The organism is Mariprofundus aestuarium, assembly GCF_002795805.1.
Lineage (GTDB): Bacteria > Pseudomonadota > Zetaproteobacteria > Mariprofundales > Mariprofundaceae > Mariprofundus > Mariprofundus aestuarium.
The window spans coordinates 2,452,705-2,470,321 of sequence record NZ_CP018799.1 but is presented as its reverse complement, the minus strand read 5'-3'; the positions used below and the strand labels follow the sequence as shown (position 1 = coordinate 2,470,321).

General features: G+C 54.0%; 20 protein-coding genes. 17 read left to right on the top strand and 3 right to left on the bottom strand.

Annotated elements, in window-relative coordinates; translation table 11 throughout:
* Nucleotides 1–2 precede the first annotated feature (2 nt).
* The 17 genes from gloA to Ga0123461_RS11850 all read left to right on the top strand — a co-directional run bounded on the left by gloA (nt 3) and on the right by Ga0123461_RS11850 (nt 13,207).
* Nucleotides 3–389 (top strand): lactoylglutathione lyase, encoded by a 387-nt coding sequence (gene gloA, locus Ga0123461_RS11930; protein ID WP_100278546.1) that lies wholly within the window; start codon nt 3–5, stop codon nt 387–389.
* Nucleotides 390–503: 114 nt separating this feature from the next.
* Nucleotides 504–716, top strand: a complete 213-nt coding sequence (gene rpmE, locus Ga0123461_RS11925; protein ID WP_100278545.1) for a 50S ribosomal protein L31 — start codon at nt 504–506, stop codon at nt 714–716.
* 17 nt (nt 717–733) lie between these two features.
* A complete protein-coding gene (rplU, locus tag Ga0123461_RS11920) occupies nt 734–1,042 on the top strand; it encodes a 50S ribosomal protein L21 (RefSeq protein ID WP_100278544.1) in 309 nt (102 codons plus the stop codon).
* Nucleotides 1,043–1,045: 3 nt separating this feature from the next.
* Nucleotides 1,046–1,294: a 50S ribosomal protein L27 gene (rpmA, locus tag Ga0123461_RS11915; RefSeq protein ID WP_100278543.1), complete on the top strand. Its 249-nt coding sequence runs from the start codon at nt 1,046–1,048 to the stop codon at nt 1,292–1,294.
* 151 nt (nt 1,295–1,445) lie between these two features.
* On the top strand, nt 1,446–2,525 hold the full coding sequence (gene obgE, locus Ga0123461_RS11910) for a GTPase ObgE (RefSeq protein WP_100278542.1): 1,080 nt from the start codon (nt 1,446–1,448) through the stop codon (nt 2,523–2,525).
* On the top strand, nt 2,506–3,639 hold the full coding sequence (gene proB / locus Ga0123461_RS11905; protein ID WP_100278541.1) for a glutamate 5-kinase: 1,134 nt from the start codon (nt 2,506–2,508) through the stop codon (nt 3,637–3,639). The genes obgE and proB overlap by 20 nt, the downstream gene beginning before the upstream one ends.
* 6 nt (nt 3,640–3,645) lie before the next feature.
* Nucleotides 3,646–4,914 carry a glutamate-5-semialdehyde dehydrogenase gene (locus tag Ga0123461_RS11900; protein WP_100278540.1) on the top strand — a complete coding sequence of 423 codons (1,269 nt, stop codon included), beginning with the start codon at nt 3,646–3,648 and terminating at the stop codon, nt 4,912–4,914.
* Nucleotides 4,915–4,938: 24 nt separating this feature from the next.
* On the top strand, nt 4,939–5,583 hold the full coding sequence (nadD, locus tag Ga0123461_RS11895) for a nicotinate (nicotinamide) nucleotide adenylyltransferase (protein WP_100278539.1): 645 nt from the start codon (nt 4,939–4,941) through the stop codon (nt 5,581–5,583).
* Nucleotides 5,584–5,623: 40 nt separating this feature from the next.
* Nucleotides 5,624–5,995, top strand: coding sequence for a ribosome silencing factor (rsfS, locus tag Ga0123461_RS11890; RefSeq protein WP_232710217.1), 372 nt, complete (start codon nt 5,624–5,626; stop codon nt 5,993–5,995).
* Complete coding sequence (locus Ga0123461_RS11885; protein ID WP_100278538.1) at nt 5,992–6,441, top strand: 23S rRNA (pseudouridine(1915)-N(3))-methyltransferase RlmH; 450 nt, start codon at nt 5,992–5,994, stop codon at nt 6,439–6,441. Before rsfS ends, Ga0123461_RS11885 begins: the two co-directional genes overlap by 4 nt.
* Complete coding sequence (locus Ga0123461_RS11880; protein ID WP_157819333.1) at nt 6,438–7,601, top strand: murein hydrolase activator EnvC family protein; 1,164 nt, start codon at nt 6,438–6,440, stop codon at nt 7,599–7,601. The genes Ga0123461_RS11885 and Ga0123461_RS11880 overlap by 4 nt, the downstream gene beginning before the upstream one ends.
* 139 nt (nt 7,602–7,740) lie before the next feature.
* Nucleotides 7,741–9,066, top strand: coding sequence for a S41 family peptidase (locus Ga0123461_RS11875; RefSeq protein WP_100278536.1), 1,326 nt, complete (start codon nt 7,741–7,743; stop codon nt 9,064–9,066).
* A 21-nt stretch (nt 9,067–9,087) separates the two neighbouring features.
* On the top strand, nt 9,088–10,005 hold the full coding sequence (locus tag Ga0123461_RS11870) for a divergent polysaccharide deacetylase family protein (protein ID WP_100278535.1): 918 nt from the start codon (nt 9,088–9,090) through the stop codon (nt 10,003–10,005).
* Nucleotides 10,005–10,616, top strand: a complete 612-nt coding sequence (locus tag Ga0123461_RS11865; RefSeq protein ID WP_100278534.1) for a DUF502 domain-containing protein — start codon at nt 10,005–10,007, stop codon at nt 10,614–10,616. The genes Ga0123461_RS11870 and Ga0123461_RS11865 overlap by 1 nt, the downstream gene beginning before the upstream one ends.
* A gap of 102 nt (nt 10,617–10,718) precedes the next feature.
* Nucleotides 10,719–11,837 carry a DUF484 family protein gene (locus Ga0123461_RS11860; RefSeq protein ID WP_100278533.1) on the top strand — a complete coding sequence of 373 codons (1,119 nt, stop codon included), beginning with the start codon at nt 10,719–10,721 and terminating at the stop codon, nt 11,835–11,837.
* Nucleotides 11,818–12,720: a tyrosine-type recombinase/integrase gene (locus Ga0123461_RS11855; protein ID WP_232710215.1), complete on the top strand. Its 903-nt coding sequence runs from the start codon at nt 11,818–11,820 to the stop codon at nt 12,718–12,720. The genes Ga0123461_RS11860 and Ga0123461_RS11855 overlap by 20 nt, the downstream gene beginning before the upstream one ends.
* Before the next feature lie 187 nt (nt 12,721–12,907).
* A complete protein-coding gene (locus Ga0123461_RS11850) occupies nt 12,908–13,207 on the top strand; it encodes a bacteriohemerythrin (protein WP_100278531.1) in 300 nt (99 codons plus the stop codon).
* Nucleotides 13,208–13,235: 28 nt separating this feature from the next.
* On the opposite strand, the gene Ga0123461_RS11845 is transcribed toward Ga0123461_RS11850, so the two are convergent.
* The 3 genes from Ga0123461_RS11845 to secA form a co-directional block, all read right to left on the bottom strand.
* Entirely contained in the window at nt 13,236–13,625 is a 390-nt protein-coding gene (locus tag Ga0123461_RS11845; RefSeq protein ID WP_100278530.1) for an NUDIX domain-containing protein, read from the bottom strand.
* Nucleotides 13,626–13,636: 11 nt separating this feature from the next.
* Nucleotides 13,637–14,860, bottom strand: coding sequence for a bifunctional glutamate N-acetyltransferase/amino-acid acetyltransferase ArgJ (gene argJ, locus Ga0123461_RS11840; protein WP_100278529.1), 1,224 nt, complete (start codon nt 14,858–14,860; stop codon nt 13,637–13,639).
* A 106-nt stretch (nt 14,861–14,966) separates the two neighbouring features.
* A complete protein-coding gene (gene secA, locus Ga0123461_RS11835) occupies nt 14,967–17,615 on the bottom strand; it encodes a preprotein translocase subunit SecA (RefSeq protein ID WP_100278528.1) in 2,649 nt (882 codons plus the stop codon).
* Between the last annotated feature and the right edge of the window lie 2 nt (nt 17,616–17,617).

Genomic DNA, 17,617 nt, shown 5'->3' with positions numbered 1-17,617 from the left:
TCATGCGGCTATTGCACACCATGATCCGGGTCGGTGATCTGGACCGATCGATCGACTTCTATACCCGCGTGCTGGGCATGCGACTTCTTCGTCGCAAGGATTACCCTCAAGGAAAGTTTACACTCGCCTTTGTCGGTTATGGCGATGAGACCGAGACATCTGTAATCGAGCTGACCCACAACTGGGGTACTGAAACTTACGATCTGGGTAATGGTTTTGGCCATATGGCTATCGGAGTGGGTGATATCTACAGGGTATGTGATAGTATTCGCGCCGCTGGTGGTTCGGTGACACGTGAACCGGGTCCCATGAAGCACAGCACAACGGTGATCGCTTTCATTAAAGATCCGGACGGCTATGCCATTGAGTTGATTGAAACGGGCATATAGGACATCCGTTTGGCATATATTTGATCAATCAGAGAAAAACCGTGTTTTAGTACTTGATTAACCGGGGGAAGGACGCTAGAAATCGCGCCCCTTAAAAATTGACGGAGAAATGACGTGAAAGCAGACATTCATCCAGAATATCTCGCATCCAAGGTAACTTGTTCTTGCGGAAACACATTTGAGACGCGTTCGACTAAAGGCGATATCCACGTGGAAATCTGTTCTTCCTGCCACCCGTTCTATACTGGTAAGCAGAAGATCATGGACACGGAAGGTCGTGTTGAGCGCTTCTATAAGAAATACGGCAAGCCTGCGAAAGCTGCGTAAGGCTATTGGAGTTTTAGATGTACGCTGTAATCAAAACTGGTGGCAAACAGTACCGTGTTCAGGAAGGTGATGTCCTGCGCGTTGAGAAACTGGATGCTGAGACCGGTAATAAAGTAAAATTTGACGATGTTCTGATGGTTGGCGAAGGCGATTCCATCAAGGCTGGCGCTGATGCTGCAAAAGCAACTGTGACAGGCGTAGTAACTGAGTCCGGCCGTGGTCAGAAGATTGTTGTCTTCAAGAAACGTCGCCGTAAAAACTATCGTTTGACCCAGGGTCATCGCCAGAGTTTCACCTCTGTGCGTATCGAAAAGATCAAGGAGTAAACCATGGCACATAAGAAAGCAGGTGGTTCCAGTCGCAATGGACGCGATTCCAATTCCAAGCGCCTTGGCGTTAAAAAGTACGGTGGCGAAGCTGTCATTGCTGGCAACATCATTGTGCGTCAGCGCGGCACTAAAATCCGCCCGGGCGATAATGTAGGTTGTGGTCGCGACTACACCCTGTTCGCTCTGACCGACGGCAAGGTTGAATATTATAAGAGTGCTGGACGCACAACTGTCCGCATTACTGCCTAAGGGTAGTTAGCTCTTAATGTTTAAAGGGGTGCGCTTGTCGCACCCCTTTTTTTTTGGAAATTTTACTGCAAAGGCATCAGGCGATGCTCTCGTTTTCGAGACTTCTCTCCTGATGCCTTTGTGGTTCAGGTTAAATATGGTGTAATACAGCATGCGTTTTATTGATGAAGTAAAGGTTGAAGTGCGCGCCGGTAACGGTGGCAAAGGTTGCAGCTCATTTCGGCGAGAAAAATACGTTCCCAGGGGCGGCCCCGATGGGGGTGATGGTGGTCGCGGTGGCCATGTTATCTTTGTCGCCTCTGAGCGGAAAAACACCCTTCAGGAGCTCTATCTTCGCAAGCGACTGATCGCCAAAAACGGCCAGTCGGGCATGGGTTCTGACTGTCATGGTAAATACGGTGCCGATGTGGTCATCGAGGTTCCGATTGGCACCATCGTGAAGGATGAGGATGGCCATATTCTGGCTGACTTGTCAGAGGATGGTGAAGAGTTCTTTGTTGCCCGTGGTGGCGCAGGCGGCATGGGTAATGCCCGTTTTGCCACCAGCACCAACCGTGCGCCACGTTATTGTCAGCCAGGCATGGAGGGCGAACAGGGTATTCGCTACCTCGAGCTGAAGCTGATGGCCGACGTTGGTCTGGTAGGGCTTCCCAATGCGGGGAAATCCACGCTACTTGCACGCATCTCTAACGCCCGCCCTAAAATCGCCGATTACCCCTTTACAACGATCAAGCCGATGCTGGGTCAGGTGTTCATGGACGATGGCGATGGCTTTGTCGTTGCTGATATTCCGGGGTTGATTGAAGGCGCCCATGAGGGCAAAGGGCTGGGGCATCGCTTTCTGCGTCACATTGAGCGCACCGCCGTGCTGCTGCATATGGTGGATGCGGCCTGTGAGGATGGTAAGTCAGTTCGCGAGCAGATTGAGGAGATCAACGGTGAGCTGGAAGGTTATGGTAAGACGCTGGTTGAGAAGCCACGACTGCTGGTGTTCAATAAGTGTGATGCACTGCTCGATGAAGAGCGCACAGCCATCGAAGAAGAGATTGCAACGATGGGGCTTGAGACCTATTTTATCTCGGCAGTAAGTGGTGAGGGCGTTAAGCAACTTCTTCACCGTATTTATGATCAGGTGCTACAGCTTCGTGCGAAGCTGGCGAAAGAAGCTGCAGATAAGGAAGTAGAGAAAGCAGACATGATTGAGGAGTTAAATGATTCGTTCGAGAAGTGATCTGAGCCATGCCCGCCGCGTGGTGGTGAAGATCGGTAGCTCTCTGCTGGCTGATGTCGATCACGGTATTCGTCAGGATGTAATCGATCATCTGGTGGATGAGCTACAAGGTGTAATGAAAGCAGGCATGGATGTGGTGATTGTGACCTCCGGATCAGTGGCACTCGGACGTGTGCAGCTGGGTTGGCTGAATCGCACCCTCTCGGTTCATGAAAAACAGGCTGCGGCTGCCATTGGCCAGCCGGTACTGATGAGTGCATACGCCAGAGCCTTTGCCCGGCATGGGCGGACAGTGGCGCAGATGCTGCTTACCAAGGACGACCTCAGGAACAGGCGCCGTTACCTCAATGCCAGCAATACCAGTGAAACACTCTTCTCCGCAGGTGTCGTGCCGATTGTGAACGAGAACGACACGGTGGTGGTGGCCGAGATAAAATTCGGTGACAATGACTCCCTCGGCGCACTTGTCAGTCTGGTTGTTGATGCCGACCTGTTGGTGATGTTGACCGATGTTGAAGGCCTCTACGATAAAAACCCAACAAAACATGCCGATGCCAAGCGTATCGGTGTGGTTGAACATCTGAACGAGGAGCATGTGGAGATGGCTGGTGATGCCGGCTCCGCATTCGGTACCGGGGGCATGGCCAGTAAGCTTTCGGCGGCTCGCGTAGCGACCAGCGGCGGCGTATCCGCCGCAATAATCAGCGGTAAAGAGAGCGGCAGGCTTAGTCGATTGCTGGCTGGAGAGGATGAGGGCACGCTGTTTCTTTGCGGTGTAGACAGGCAGACGCGGCGCAAGCACTGGATTCTGGAGGTGCTCTCGCCCAAGGGGGAGATTCATGTCGATGTAGGAGCACAAAGAGCTATTGTGAACCAGGGAAGCAGCCTGCTTCCCATTGGTGTGAAAGATGTTATCGGCGTATTCGATAAAGGTGCCTGTGTTGAGATTGTAGGGCCTGATGGCGTGATTGCGCGCGGCCTCTGTAATTATACTGCTGAAGAGATGCGCCGGATTATGGGGCATGGTAGCGGTGATGTCGCAGAAATACTGGGCTATCTCGATTTTTCATCGGTGATTCATCGCGACAATCTTGTACTGTGTAAAGAGGAGTAGAGAAGCATGGAAGTAGATGCGGCAACCATCATGAATACCCTGGGCAGGCAGGCTAGAGCTGCGGCCAAAGCGATGCGCATGGCCAATACCCGCTCCAAGGATGAAGCACTGGTTCTGGCCGCGGCAGTGATGCGCCGTGAAATGAATGAGATTCTCGCTGCCAATGCGCTTGATATGAAGGCGGCGGATGAGAATGGGCTTGATGATGCGATGAAGGATCGCCTGATGCTCAATGGCGACCGCATTGAGGCGATGGCTGATGGGCTGGAGCAGATTGCCGCTCTTCCTGACCCGGTCGGTGCAATTGATGGTTTGCGTTATCGCCCTTCAGGAATTCAGGTAGGTCATATGCGGGTACCCCTCGGTGTGATCGGCATTATCTATGAGTCCCGTCCCAACGTGACTGCGGATGCGGCGGGCCTCTGTCTGAAATCAGGCAATGCGGTGATTCTGCGCGGTGGTTCCGAGGCAATACACTCCAACCGTGCGATTGCAGCCTGTCTGCGGCGAGCGCTGGTAGATAAAGGGCTTTCTCAGGATGCAGTGCAGCTGGTGGATTCAACTGATCGTGCGCTGGTCGGAGCGCTGCTGAAGAGTGAGCAGTATGTTGATGTGATTATTCCGCGAGGTGGAAAATCACTGATTGAGCGCGTCTCCGCCGAGTCGCGTGTGCCGGTGATCAAACATCTGGATGGCATCTGCCATGTCTATATTGATGCGGCAGCCAATAGCGAGATGGCGCTCAAGATTGCGGTGAACGCCAAGACCCATCGTTATGGGGTCTGCAATGCAATGGAAACACTGCTGATTCACTGTGATGTTGCGGTTGAAGTTGTACAGGTAATCGTTCAGGCGATGCTTGATAAGGGTGTCGAGGTGCGCGGCTGTGACGTCACGCGCCAGCGCTGCAACGGCATGGATGTGAAGCTGGCGAGTGAAGAGGACTGGGCGACAGAGTATCTGGCGCCGGTACTCTCGGTACGCATTGTCGATTCATTGGATGCGGCAGTGGATCACATCGCCACCTACAGCTCTGATCATACCGAGACGATTGTGACCGAGGATTACGAGGCGGGCAGTCGCTTCCTGCGCGAGGTGGATTCATCCTCGGTGATGTGGAATGCAAGTACCCGCTTTGCTGATGGTTTTGAATACGGATTGGGTGCTGAAATTGGTATCTCAACGGACCGCTTGCATGTGCGTGGACCGGTTGGGCTTGAAGGTTTGACCACGCAGAAGTGGATTGTATACGGCCACGGCGAGGTGCGGGGATAACTCTGTGTCGTTTGGGTGTGCGGTATGAGTGTGCATTCTGGCAGTAAGAAGATTGGATTGTTCGGCGGAACGTTTGATCCACCGCACAACGGTCATGTGGCGCTGGTAGAGGCGGGGTTGAAGGTGATGGGGCTGGATGAGGTGTGGGTGATTCCGGCAGAACCGGTGCACCGAAATCTCTCGGGGAATGCTGATGGGAAGACTCGGTTCGACTGGTTACAGGCGGTTTTCGAGAAGCAGCAGGATGTACAGGTTCTCGACTGGGAGATTGGTCATGGCAGGCCAGTTGCAGCGGTGGAGACACTGCGTGACTTCCATCAGCACTATCCGGATGTTGTGCCTTGGCTGATGCTGGGGGCCGATGCCTGGATGGGGCTTGAAAGCTGGCGCGAATACCCGGCACACAGGGAGCTCTGCAACGTGGCAGTCTTTGCCCGTACGGGGTCGCACGCTACGCAGCTTCCAGAGCATGAAGGCTGGCAGAAAGTGGATGAAAAACGCTGGCGTGAATACGATAGTTCCGGTCACTGGTGCTATTTCCCGGTGAGTTTGCCGGATATCTCAGCCTCCGGACTGCGGCAGGATGCGGGGATGGGAAGGTCGCTTGCAGGCAGGGTGCCGGAGCAGGTGCAAAGCCAGATTGAGATGAATTATCAGAAAGTTGATTGAGGAATACTGACAAAGTCAGGATTTCTATTAAGGAGAAGTTGTGGTTGATGTAGTTGCTAAAGATAACGAAAGGTTTGAGAAGATGACTGAAGCGCTGGTTACGGCGCTGGAAGATAAAAAGGCACAGGATATCCTGGTGATTGATGTGCGTGGACGTTGCGACTTTACCGATCGCTTTATCGTGGCCAGCGGCCGATCAGACCGCCAGATCAAGGCATTGTCCCAGTCGATTTCCGAAGTGGCACATGAGTACGACCTGCCAGCCAAGGTTGAAGGGTTGGAGGCGATGGAGTGGCTGTTGGTTGATCTGGGTGATATTGTGGTGCACCTCTTTCTTCCAGAAATACGCGAGAGCTTCCAGCTTGAGCGCCTGTGGCGTGTTCCTCACCAGGGAGCGGACGCGACGTCGTGAAGCTAAGGCTGCTGGTGGTCGGGCGGGGTTCGCGAGAGCTCTCCGACTTCGAGGATCGTTTTATCGAACGGCTGAAACCGTTTGCGCCCTGTCAGGTTGTCGAGTTGCCAGAGGGGCGTGGCAAGCAGGTCTCCCAGCGTAAGCAGGAGGAGGCAAAGCAGATTCTCAAGCATGCGGCTGCCGGCTTTGTACTGTTCGACGAGCGTGGATCGCTCAACAGCAGTAAGCAATGGGCTGGCTTTCTCTCCACGTTGTCCGGTGATGCGCAGCAGGACTTTGTCATCGGCGGCGCTGATGGTATCTCCGATGAGGTCCGCAGGGCCGCCGGAGCATGTTGGAGCCTCTCCAAATTGACACTGCCTCATCAGTTGGTGCGCGCTGTAGTGCTGGAGCAGCTGTATCGTGGTTTCACCATTATTCAGGGACACCCTTACCATCGCGTATGAGATTCAGTAGTCATTTGCGACCTCTTCTCCTGCTGCTGTTTGTTGCACTTCTGTCGTGGGGCGCTCCTGAGGCGATAGCTGCGAATCCGGATACCCAGATCAGAATAGATAAAATCAAGGCTGAACGTCAGCGCTTGAGCAAGGTGCGCGGCCAGCTCGAAGGGCAGATGGGCGAGCTCGGTAAAGAACTTCGGAAGCTCGATTCTGCTTTGATTACGGCGCGCAAGGCGAGCAGGGCTGCGACACAACAGGCTCGGGAAGCGGACAGGCGCCTTGCTGAGTTGCAGCGCCAACGCGTTCGTTTGCAGTCGCGCATCAAGGCGCTGAAAAAGCAGATGGTGGATGAGGCTGTTGCCGCATGGCAGCGCAGCAGCCACTCATCCGAGTGGATGGGGATATTCACCGGTGTTCCGGTTAGTGACATTCCACACCGTCGCCATCTTTTGAACGTGGTGATGCGCTCTCAGGAGGAGGACCGTCACCTCTATGCCAAGTCTGTGCAGGATCTGGAGCGCGTGGAAACGGAGTTGCGGGAGCAGCGTGATCGACTCGAGGTGGTGCGCAAGGAGAAGCAGCAGGCAGAACGGGAGCTTTCATCCCGCGTCAACGACAAGCAGGGAATGATTAATCGAGTGCGCAAGCAGGTTACCTCCAAGAAGGGGCGTGACCTGCAGCTGGCCCGGGAAGAGAAGGCGCTTCTGCGGCTGTTGAATGATATGAGCGAGGGGCTGCTTGCTACCGACAAATCGAGCGTGGGTCAGAATGTACGCAAGCGCAAAGGGCGACTGCAATGGCCGCTTCCGGGTACTGTTGTGGCAAGTTTCGGTTCACGGCCATCACCATCGATGCCGACCCTGCAGGGTGTTCAGCTAAAACCGAAAGCGAATTTTCGCGAGGTGCGAGCCATGGCTTCGGGGCAGGTGCGTTATGCCGACTGGTTCGGTGGTTTCGGGCTGATGACCATCGTTGATTACGGTGATGGTGTGCTTGGTGTCTACGCCCATAACAATGTTCTATTCAAGCAGGTGGGCGACTGGGTAGAAGAGAATGAGACGATTGCCGAGGCCGGAAGTACCGGCTGGATTAATCGTGTTGCAGTCTATTTTGAAATCAGGGACCGTGGCAAAGCGGTAAACCCGAAACGCTGGTGTCGGCGCTGATGCGCTGGCATGCTGCAGGAGCTGAATAAAGGGTTGCAGGCATGTGGTCCTGAAGAAGTCACTTAACCTTTGCGAGTGTTATGCCTCGGTTGTTCATGAATCTGGCAGCCCACCCTCGAACGGGTTTATGGAGAAAGGTATGTCTTTAAAGTTTCGTCGAGTCTTATTGGGAGCAGGCGCTGTTGCCCTGCTGAGTGCGGGCGTGATGGCCTGGCAGCCGGGCACAGGTTACCGGCAGGCCGATGCAGCCACCGACTATCAGCAGCTGCAGAAGTTTTCGCAGGTGATGGAGATGGTACGCCAGGCTTATGTTGAAGAGGTCAGCGATGAGAAGCTAATCGGGGGCGCGCTTTCCGGCATGCTCTCAAGCCTTGATCCCCACTCCACCTATCTCGACAAGGATATGTACAAGCAGATGAACGTGGACACCAAGGGTGAGTTCGGTGGCCTGGGAATTGAGATTCAGGCGGCTGAGGGGGGTATCCGAATTGTCTCTCCTATCGAGGATACACCTGCTGATCGAGCTGGCATCAAAGCTGGCGACCTGATCATTAAGATCGATGACGAACTGGCACGCGATATGTCGCTGTTTGAAGCAGTGAAGTTAATGCGCGGCAAGCCAGGCACAAGCATTGTGCTGACTATTTTCCGCGAAGGTGAAAATGCGCCCATGGAGGTGAAGATCACCCGCGCGATCATCGAAGTGAAGTCGGTGAAGGGCGATATGCTGGCTCCCGGTTACGCCTACCTGCGCGTAACACAGTTTCAGCAGCCAACGGTAACCCTGCTCTCCAAGAAGATCAGGGAGTTGAAGAAGCGTGCGGGTGGAAACCTTTCCGGCGCAGTACTGGATCTTCGCAACAATCCGGGTGGCCTGCTTAATCAGGCGGTGGCCGTCTCCGACCTCTTCCTTGAAAAGGGCAATATTGTCAGCACCAAGTCCCGGGCAGGCAAAAGCCTCTCATTTGACGCCCAGCCGGGTGATATTCTGCAAGGCCTGCCGCTGATCGTACTGATGAACAATGGTTCAGCTTCTGCGTCGGAAATTGTTGGTGGCGCACTGCAGGATCATCACCGCGCGATTGTTATGGGCACCAAAAGTTTCGGTAAGGGTTCAGTGCAGTCGGTGGTACCGCTTAATGATGGAACCGCGATCAAGGTGACAACTGCACTCTATTACACGCCAAGTGGGCGCTCCATCCAGGCTACCGGCATCGACCCCGACATTCTGGTAGAGCAGGTGGCGTTGAAGAAGGATGATCAGGCGAAAAGTAGCCTGCCTTCAGTTTCAGAGCGCAACCTGAAAGGGCATCTGGAAAACGGTAATGGCAAGAAAGGCAATAAGAGTAAAAAGGCTGAAGCTGGTGAAGGGCCGAGCGATGCCATGAAAGAGCGCCTTGAACTGGATACCCAGCTGCAGCGGGCACTGGATCTGCTCAGGGGACTACATGCCCTGCGCGGCTAATGCGCTTACATTGATCAAATCATGATTCGAAAAAAACAACTGCCGCCGTGGCTGGCGCTGCTCTTTCTGCTGCTGTTATGCCTGTTGCTGGTGATCGCAACACTCACCAAACCTTCGCAGCAGAGGGGGCATGTTGAAAAGATGGTGGAGAAGAGTATTCCGCCAGTAGCTCCAGAGGTGGCCAAGCCGGGGGATCAGCATGAAACGCAACCCGATGCGCTGCCACGTGTGGCGTCGGGGCTTGCTCTGGTTCTTGATGATGTTGGTTACGATCTGCCAGCCTTGAAGCGCATCCTCGCGCTCTCCATTCCTGTGGCAATCGCTGTGATACCGGATGCACCATATGCACAGGCATCTGCAACGATGGCGCATGAGCAGGGGCAGATGGTTATGCTGCACCTGCCTATGGAGCCGACTTCGGAGAAATATCGCAATAAGATGACCCCCTATTTTCTGCATGAAAAGATGGGCAGGGAAGAGTTGCGGGAAACATTCCAGCGCGGCCTGGACAAGGTTCCCTTTGTCGAAGGGGTGAACAATCATATGGGCTCCCACCTGAGTGAACAGATGGAGCCTATGCGCTGGGTGATGCAGGTCTGCCGGGAGCAGGGATTCTTTTTTGTCGACTCCAAAACGAGCCATAAGAGTGTGGCGGCAGAGGCTGCTGAGTTGATGGATGTGCCGTGGGCCTCCAGAGAGGTGTTCCTCGATCATGACCTTAATCCTGAGGCGATGCAGCGGGCATGGAAGAGTGCAGAGCGCTGCCTGGAGAAGGGCTACCGCTGTGTGGTGATTGCTCATCCGCACAAGGAGACAGTAGCATTTCTGGAGAAGCAGCTGAGCAAGCAGAAGTCAGCCACGCTTGTTCCTGTTCAGCAGTTACTGCGTGGCGGTGATTCTGTGCGTCATGCGAAGATAAAACCGGAGGTGCTTTTGTAGTGGTATCGTTACGTAAATACCTGCTGGCAGGGATCGTTGCCCTGGCACCATTTCTTGTCACGGTAGCGCTGATCAACTGGCTGATTGAGCTCTCCGACAGTGCCGTAGGTTTGTTGCCGCCACAATACAGGCCGGAGATACTGTTCGGTGTCGATATTCCCGGACTGGGTATCATTCTGGCCCTGCTGCTGATCATTGTGATCGGCATGCTGACCACCCACTTTATCGGCAATTACCTGATGCGCCTGGTGGATCGGGTTATGGAGCGCATTCCACTGGTGCGTACGATTTACAAAGCGACTCGCCAGCTTCTCGAGGCCACACTAAGTGACAGTTCCAAGGCATTTCAGAAAGTGGTAATGGTTCCGTTTCCCAATAAAGGAACAATGGTGATCGGGTTTGTTACAGGTGAAACTGCTGTTGCAATTCATGGCTCGGATGAAATAAGGATTTCCGTATTTGTGCCCTCTACGCCTATGCCTACGACCGGTTGGCTGCTGTTTATCGAACCATCGGAAATCGTCTATATGGATATGAGTGTGGAAGAGGGTATGAAGCTGGTTCTATCCGGCGGCACTCTGCTTGCCGGGAATAGAGAAAAACCGGAGTAGAGATGGATATTGTCCCTCTCTTCAATCCCGTTACGATGGTTACGTGGGATCGACCTATTGGGCTCACGAGGATCAAGCTGTGCTGGAGGGGAGACAGAAGTGATGAGTAAGAAAGAAAAAGCCTCAAAGGTGGAGGATCTCTCCAGTCGACGCTTTCAGCAGATGGCAGATGAGAACCGGGAACTAAAAGTTTATGTCGCTGATGTGATGCAGCGTCTGCGCCAGAACGAACGGCTCTTCTCGCGCATGTTTGACCTGGAGTCGCAGGTGCTTAAATCCACCGATCCTGAGGATCTCTGTTTTACCCTGTTGCGCGGCCTGCGTTCAAGCTTTGAACTCGATTTTGTCCGCTTCTGGCTGGATCGTTCCAGTTTTATTGGCGGGCATAAGCTGGGCTCACTTTCCGAACGCGACCTGGTCTGGGTGGAGAAGGATGAGATCAGGGAGATGGGGATTTCACGCAAACAGGCGTGGCTGATTCAGCTCTCACCCGAGCATGCGTTCGACTGGCTTGGATCGCAGGATCAGCACCTTGGTTCGATTGCGTTACTGACACTGGGTGACCTGGATAGGCCCTTCGGCGTACTCGGTGTGGGTTCGATTGACCGTGACCGCTTCGCGCCCGATCAAAGCAGCGATTTTCTTCAGCACCTGGCACAGGTGGTTGGGCTAACCCTTGAACATGCTGTGGCCCGTGAACACCTAGCCCGCCTTTCAGTTACAGATACATTAACAGGCAGCCAGAACCGGCGCTTTTTACAGCCACACAGTCATCACCCGTTGTCACAGTGGTTTGGTAACGTAACACAGGTCTCATGTCTGTATGCTGATGTGGATCAGTTCAAGGGACTGAGTGAGCGCTTGGGAGAAGAGGTCGGTGATAATGTCTTGAACATGGTTAGCAAGGCGTTGCATAAGCATGTCCGGTCCAGCGATCCATTGATTCGCATGGGAGGCGATGAATTCGTATTGCTTCTGCCTGGCTGTGGGGAGGAGAAGGCTCGTGATATCGCAGCGCTTACCATCCAGGCCATTGCCGAGAGCGGTGTGGTTGAAGGTGAGCAGATCACAGCCAGTGTCGGTGTGGCATTCTCGTCTGCTAATCGGGACCTGGCGGTGAAAGAGCTGATCGCATTGGCCGATCAGGCGATGTATGTTGCCAAAGCACTGGGAGGAAACCGATTCGAGGTGGCCGACTCAGGTGAAGACAGCGGCCACTGATCTGGGCCTTGGCGAGGCTGTCGGACGATTTCTTCATGAGCTTGCCGATGTGCGCCTGGCCTCTGAACATACGGTTGCCGCATATCGCCGTGACCTCGCTCGTTTTGTGGAGTTCTGCGGAGATAAACCGCTGCAGCAGGTAACACGCCTGCAGGTGCAGGACTGGCTGGTCAGTTGCCACGCCTCTGGTCTTGCCGCCTCCACACTGGCAAGGCGACTCTCTGCTCTCTCAAGCTTTTTCGATGCCGCTGTTCAGGCTCACTGGTGCAGTGCCAATGTCGCTGCTGGCGTGCGCCCACCCAGGCAGTCGAAGCGGTTGCCTCGCACCATGCCACCGGAACAGACAGCAGCCCTGATGAACAGTACTGATCGAGCCAGTGAGCTTCGTGATATGGCATTGGTGGCCGTGATGTATGGTTGTGGCCTGCGTGTTTCAGAGGTCGTGGGGCTGGATCTTCATGACATCGATCTGCAGCAGTTTGAACTTCGCGTGTTCGGAAAAGGGCGCAAGGAGCGTATCGTGCCACTGCCGCAAGGTGCTGTGCACTGTTTGCAGGCTTACCTGGCCGAACGCGTTTCGGCGATGGAGGAGAAGGCGGTATTTCTCAACCGGTTCGGCAAGCGTTTAACTGCCCGCAGCGTGCAGCGAATGCTCAAAGAGCGGGCGTTGGAGAATGGTGCCGATGTATCGGTCACTCCGCATAGGCTCCGCCACTCCTTCGCCACCCATCTGCTGGCAGGCGGTGTTGATCTGCGTGCTATTCAGGAGCTTCTTGGCCATGCATCGCTGGCTACCACCGAACGCTACACCCACCTCGACATCGCCAAGCTCACCGAGGTTTACGATAAAACCCACCCAAGAGCGAAAAAGAAAAGCGGTTGAATGACGGCTAAAAGCAGATACTCAGAGAGCCTGCTATACTCATACTAAGAGGCGAGAAGGAGGGGCACTATGGATTCATTACCCTGGAAAATTGAGTGGTCAGATGAGCTCAGTATGTCGAATGCAGAGATTGATGCCGAGCATCAGCATTTCATCAAACTGGTCAACGAGCTAAATTAACGAAATCATGAGTCAGCAACGGGATAAAGCAGTTGTTGAGCGTATCATGAACCTTATATTGGATGATGCCATTGCCCATTTCGCACATGAGGAGCGGCTATTTATCGAAAAATCTTATCCCGACAGACAGGAACATGCTCAAATCCACTCGGAACTTATCGATAAGTTTAAGCTGGTTTTGAAAGAGATCCGAGGCAGTGAGTTCAGCCGTGAATGGATTGAAATGGGGATGACAATCAGGGAGTTATTGGTAAGCCATGTTTTGTGCGAGGACACTCGCTACATCGAATATTTGCGGAGTGAGTAAAAGGGTGTGGATAAGCGTTAGAAATAAGTTATTTCAGTTCATCCTCAAGCTTCGTGATAAGCATATTGATCAGTTCTTCATTGGCATCCGGCATGGGATAGTTGGATAGTTGATCGAATTCAGCCCAGGCATGGGTAGACTCACATACGAGTGATTCGATGTTGTCACACAGGCAACTGAACAGCAGGAAGTGAAGCAGGCGATCCGGATACTCGAAAGTGGAGTCGCCGAGAAACTTCCAGTCACAGCCTTCAAGCCCTGTCTCCTCTGTAAGTTCGCGTTTGGCAGCTACTTTGGGTGTTTCGCCAGCTTTGATTTTACCGCCAGGGAATGACCAGAGGTCACCGCAGTGCAGATCGGCACTGCGTTTTAGCAGCAGCACCTTGCCATCGCCATCGAATGGGACAACAAGTGCGATGGCAGTGTTCTTCAGGTGCGGTACTCGGCGTTGATGGTGATGTATTCGTGAGTCAGATCGCCGGTCCAGATGGTGGCTGATGATTCACCCATACCGAGATCAAGCGAGATAGTGAATTCATCATTACCAAAGATCGCCATGCCCTCCTCATCCCTGTAGTCCGGGTGCAGGTTGCCCTTCTCGAACATCAGCAGGTCATCGGCGGAGAGGGTGATGCGGTTGGTATCGATCGCCACACCGGAGTTGCCGACTGCAGAGAGAATGCGGCCCCAGTTGGCATCGCTTCCGGCAAAGGCGGTTTTAACCAGTGGGGATACGGCAATGGCGCGACCCACCGTGCGTGCATCGCTTTCCGTTGCACCACCGCTTACTTCGATGGTGACAAACTTCGAGACGCCTTCGCCATCGCGCACAATCTGCTGAGCCAACTCAATACAGAGTTCTGTAAGTGCCTGCTCAAAAAGTGCCGTGTCGGAGAGCGGTGCATGGCCAAGGCCGAGACCGGAGGAGAGCACGTATAGGGTATCGTTGGTCGAGGTGTCGCCATCAACGCTGATGCAGTTGAAAGAGCGGTTGGCAACGCGCTTAAGCATGACCTGCAGCTCTGGGGCGCTGATCGGAGCGTCTGTAGCGACGAAGCCGAGCATGGTTGCCATGTTGGGGTGAATCATGCCGCTGCCCTTGGAGATGCCGGTCAGGGTGTAGGTGGTGCCATCCATCTCGATTTGCGCCGATGACCACTTGGCAAAGGTATCAGTGGTGCGGATGGCATGGGCAGCAGCCTCCCAGTTGTCGGCTGCGAGTGAATCGGCAGCTTCATGCATGTTGGCCTGAATGCGTTCGATGGGGAAAGGCGTGCCGATTACGCCGGTGGAGGCAGAGAGTACAGAGTCGGCACCAACACATGCTGCAGAGGCGCCGGACTCAATAAGTTGTTTTGCCCAGATCGTTTCCATCTCTCCGAGACCGGCATTGGCATTGCCGGCATTTGCGACGATGGCGCGGATTTTGTCAGCATGGGTAACCAGTGTCTGTTCACCCCAGCGCACGCAGGCGGCACGAAAGCGGTTCTGGGTGAATACGCCTGCAGCATGGCAATCGACATCGGAGAGGATCAACGTCAGATCCTGACGTTTACCTTTCAGGGCCGGTGATTTGACGCCGCAGGATGCCGTTCCGACTTTAAAGCCGGGTACTGCAAGAGGTGGTGAAAGCTCAGGCTGATTTACTGGCATAAGCGCTGTTTCCTCGTCCATGGATGGACCTTTTTAATAAGCCAGACCAAGTTTGTCTGGCGTGAAGGGTAGAGGGCGGGAAGGCCCGATACCCCGTTAGCATGGATTAACCGTGTTTACCGTGGCACTGCTTGTATTTCTTTCCTGAACCGCATGGGCAGGGCTCATTCCGCCCAACCTTTGGGTGATCCCGTTTGTAGGTATGCTGTGCTTCAACCTCTTCCTCTTCACCAAGATTATAGGTGACAGGTGCAGCCTCGCGCGGTGCTTCCTCCACAACTGGAGTTTGCATCTCTACTTCCACGCTGTGCAGCGCGATCATGGTCTGCTCACGCACCTTGTTGAGCATAGCCTCGAACAGTTCGAACGACTCGCGTTTGTACTCCTGAATCGGCTGTTTCTGGGCATAACCACGCAGGCCTACGCTCTGGCGCAGGTGATCCATGGCCAGCAGGTGCTCTTTCCAGTGGTGGTCAAGGATCTGCAGTACCAGATACTTTTCAAAGCCACGCATCTGTTCAGCGCCTGTGATGGCCTCCTTGGCAGCCATATGCTCCTTCAGCGCATCCTTGATCTTCTCGATCATATCCTCGGCGGTTTCAACATCATCGGCCTCAAACCAAGCTTTAGGATCGCTTTCAATGGAGAGGCGCTCCTTCAGCGCATCACGCAGCTCATCCATATGCCACGCTTCTGGGTGACCATCGAGAAATTCGGCACCAATGTGGACAGAAAAATCTGCCTGCATGTCCTCAATGACATCGTGCACATCATCAGCACTTAGCAGTTCGCGACGCTGAGAGTAGACTACATCGCGCTGCTGGTTCATGACATCATCATACTCAAGCAGCTGTTTGCGAATATCGAAGTTGCGGCCCTCTACCTTCTTCTGCGAGTTCTCGATCGCCTTGGTCACCCACGGGTGTTCGATAGCCTCACCTTTCTCGAAGCCCATTTTGGTCAGCATGGCCTGCATCTTTTCACCGCCGAAGATGCGCATCAGGTCATCTTCAAGCGAGAGATAGAAACGGGTTGTGCCCGGATCACCCTGGCGGCCTGAACGGCCGCGCAGCTGATTGTCGATACGGCGTGACTCGTGACGTTCAGTGCCGAGAATATGCAGACCACCGAGTGCGACTACCTCGATATGTTCGGCAAGGCATATTGCCCTGATCTCTTCTGCTTTGGTTTCACGTTCAGCATCGGAAAGCTTGGCTGGAAGCTGTGCAATCAGCATGTCCGGGTTACCACCGAGCATGATATCGGTTCCGCGACCTGCCATGTTTGTAGCGATGGTTACAGCACCCTTACGCCCTGCTTGGGAGACGATCTCCGCCTCGCGCTCGTGGTGTTTGGCGTTAAGTACCTCATGCTTGATGCCTTTTTTCTTCAGCTGTTCAGAGAGGTATTCTGATTTCTCGATAGAGATGGTGCCGACCAGCAGCGGTGCGCCCTCTTTGTGTACGACCTCAATATCATTGACGATCGCCTCGAACTTATCCTCTTCATCACGATAGATGACATCGGCAACATCGTTTCGGATCATATCCTTATTGGTTGGAACGATGACCACTTCCAGTTTGTAGATCTTCTCGAACTCTTCGGCCTCGGTATCAGCTGTGCCGGTCATGCCTGCCAATTTACTGTACATGCGGAAGTAGTTCTGGAAGGTGATGGAAGCCAGCGTCTGGTTTTCCGGCTGGACAGTAACCCCTTCCTTGGCTTCGAGGGCCTGATGCAGGCCATCGGAGTAACGGCGTCCCGGCATCATGCGGCCGGTGAACTCGTCGATGATGATCACTTCGTCGTCGCGCACGATGTAGTCATGTTCGCGGGTAAACAGGGTATTGGCGCGCAGTGCCTGCGTAGCTGCATGCATCAGGTTCACGTTTTCAGGGTCGTAGAGGGTGCCGCTGGTCAGCAGGCCTGCCTCACGGAAAAGTTCTTCGACATGATCATTGCCGATCTCTGTATAGGAGACTGCACGGTCCTTCTCGTCTTTCTCGAAATCTTCCGGGTTAAGCTGCTTGATCAGGGCATCACCCTGGGTGTAGAGCTCGCCAGCCTGCTCGGCCGGACCAGAGATAATCAGTGGCGTACGCGCCTCATCAATCAGGATGGAGTCCACCTCATCGACAATGGCGTAGTGGTGGCCGCGCTGCACCAGCTCCTCAGCGCTAAAAGCCATATTGTCGCGCAGGTAGTCAAAACCGAATTCGTTGTTGGTGCCGTAGGTAATGTCAGCTGCATAAGCGGCCTGACGCTCCTCATTACTGATGCCATGCACGATGACACCGGTGGAGAGGCCAAGGAAACCATAGAGTTTACCCATCATCTCGGCATCACGCTTGGCCAGATAGTCGTTGACGGTGATGACATGTGCTCCTTTGCCCGGCAGGGCGTTGAGATAGACAGAGAGTGTTGCGGTCAGGGTTTTACCTTCACCGGTCTTCATCTCGGCAATCTTGCCCTGATGCAGAATGATACCGCCGATCAACTGGGCATCGAAATGGCGAAGTCCGAGTGTGCGCACGGAGGCCTCACGAACTACCGCAAAGGCTTCAAAAAGAAGGTCGTCGACGCTGGCGCCATCAGCGATGCGCTGTTGGAACTCCACGGTTTTGGCGGCCAGCTCCTCATCGGAGAGTGCCTGCATATCGGCTTCCAGCGCATTGATCTGCTCGGCCATAGGCCACAACTCTTTTAATAAACGGTCATTGCGGCTACCAAACAGCTTGGTCAGGACTTTAAACATGA

Excerpts from the sequence above, each read along its gene's own strand:
- argJ (WP_100278529.1), bottom strand. The coding sequence starts at position 14,860 with ATGCCAGTAAATCAGCCTGAGCTTTCACCACCTCTTGCAGTACCCGGC.
- Ga0123461_RS11850 (WP_100278531.1), top strand. The coding sequence starts at position 12,908 with ATGAGTCAGCAACGGGATAAAGCAGTTGTTGAGCGTATCATGAACCTT.
- secA (WP_100278528.1), bottom strand. The coding sequence starts at position 17,615 with ATGTTTAAAGTCCTGACCAAGCTGTTTGGTAGCCGCAATGACCGTTTA.
- Ga0123461_RS11900 (WP_100278540.1), top strand. The coding sequence starts at position 3,646 with ATGGAAGTAGATGCGGCAACCATCATGAATACCCTGGGCAGGCAGGCT.
- Ga0123461_RS11870 (WP_100278535.1), top strand. The coding sequence starts at position 9,088 with ATGATTCGAAAAAAACAACTGCCGCCGTGGCTGGCGCTGCTCTTTCTG.
- rplU (WP_100278544.1), top strand. The coding sequence starts at position 734 with ATGTACGCTGTAATCAAAACTGGTGGCAAACAGTACCGTGTTCAGGAA.
- rpmA (WP_100278543.1), top strand. The coding sequence starts at position 1,046 with ATGGCACATAAGAAAGCAGGTGGTTCCAGTCGCAATGGACGCGATTCC.
- Ga0123461_RS11875 (WP_100278536.1), top strand. The coding sequence starts at position 7,741 with ATGTCTTTAAAGTTTCGTCGAGTCTTATTGGGAGCAGGCGCTGTTGCC.
- nadD (WP_100278539.1), top strand. The coding sequence starts at position 4,939 with ATGAGTGTGCATTCTGGCAGTAAGAAGATTGGATTGTTCGGCGGAACG.
- gloA (WP_100278546.1), top strand. The coding sequence starts at position 3 with ATGCGGCTATTGCACACCATGATCCGGGTCGGTGATCTGGACCGATCG.
- Ga0123461_RS11860 (WP_100278533.1), top strand. The coding sequence starts at position 10,719 with ATGAGTAAGAAAGAAAAAGCCTCAAAGGTGGAGGATCTCTCCAGTCGA.
- Ga0123461_RS11880 (WP_157819333.1), top strand. The coding sequence starts at position 6,438 with ATGAGATTCAGTAGTCATTTGCGACCTCTTCTCCTGCTGCTGTTTGTT.
- obgE (WP_100278542.1), top strand. The coding sequence starts at position 1,446 with ATGCGTTTTATTGATGAAGTAAAGGTTGAAGTGCGCGCCGGTAACGGT.
- proB (WP_100278541.1), top strand. The coding sequence starts at position 2,506 with ATGATTCGTTCGAGAAGTGATCTGAGCCATGCCCGCCGCGTGGTGGTG.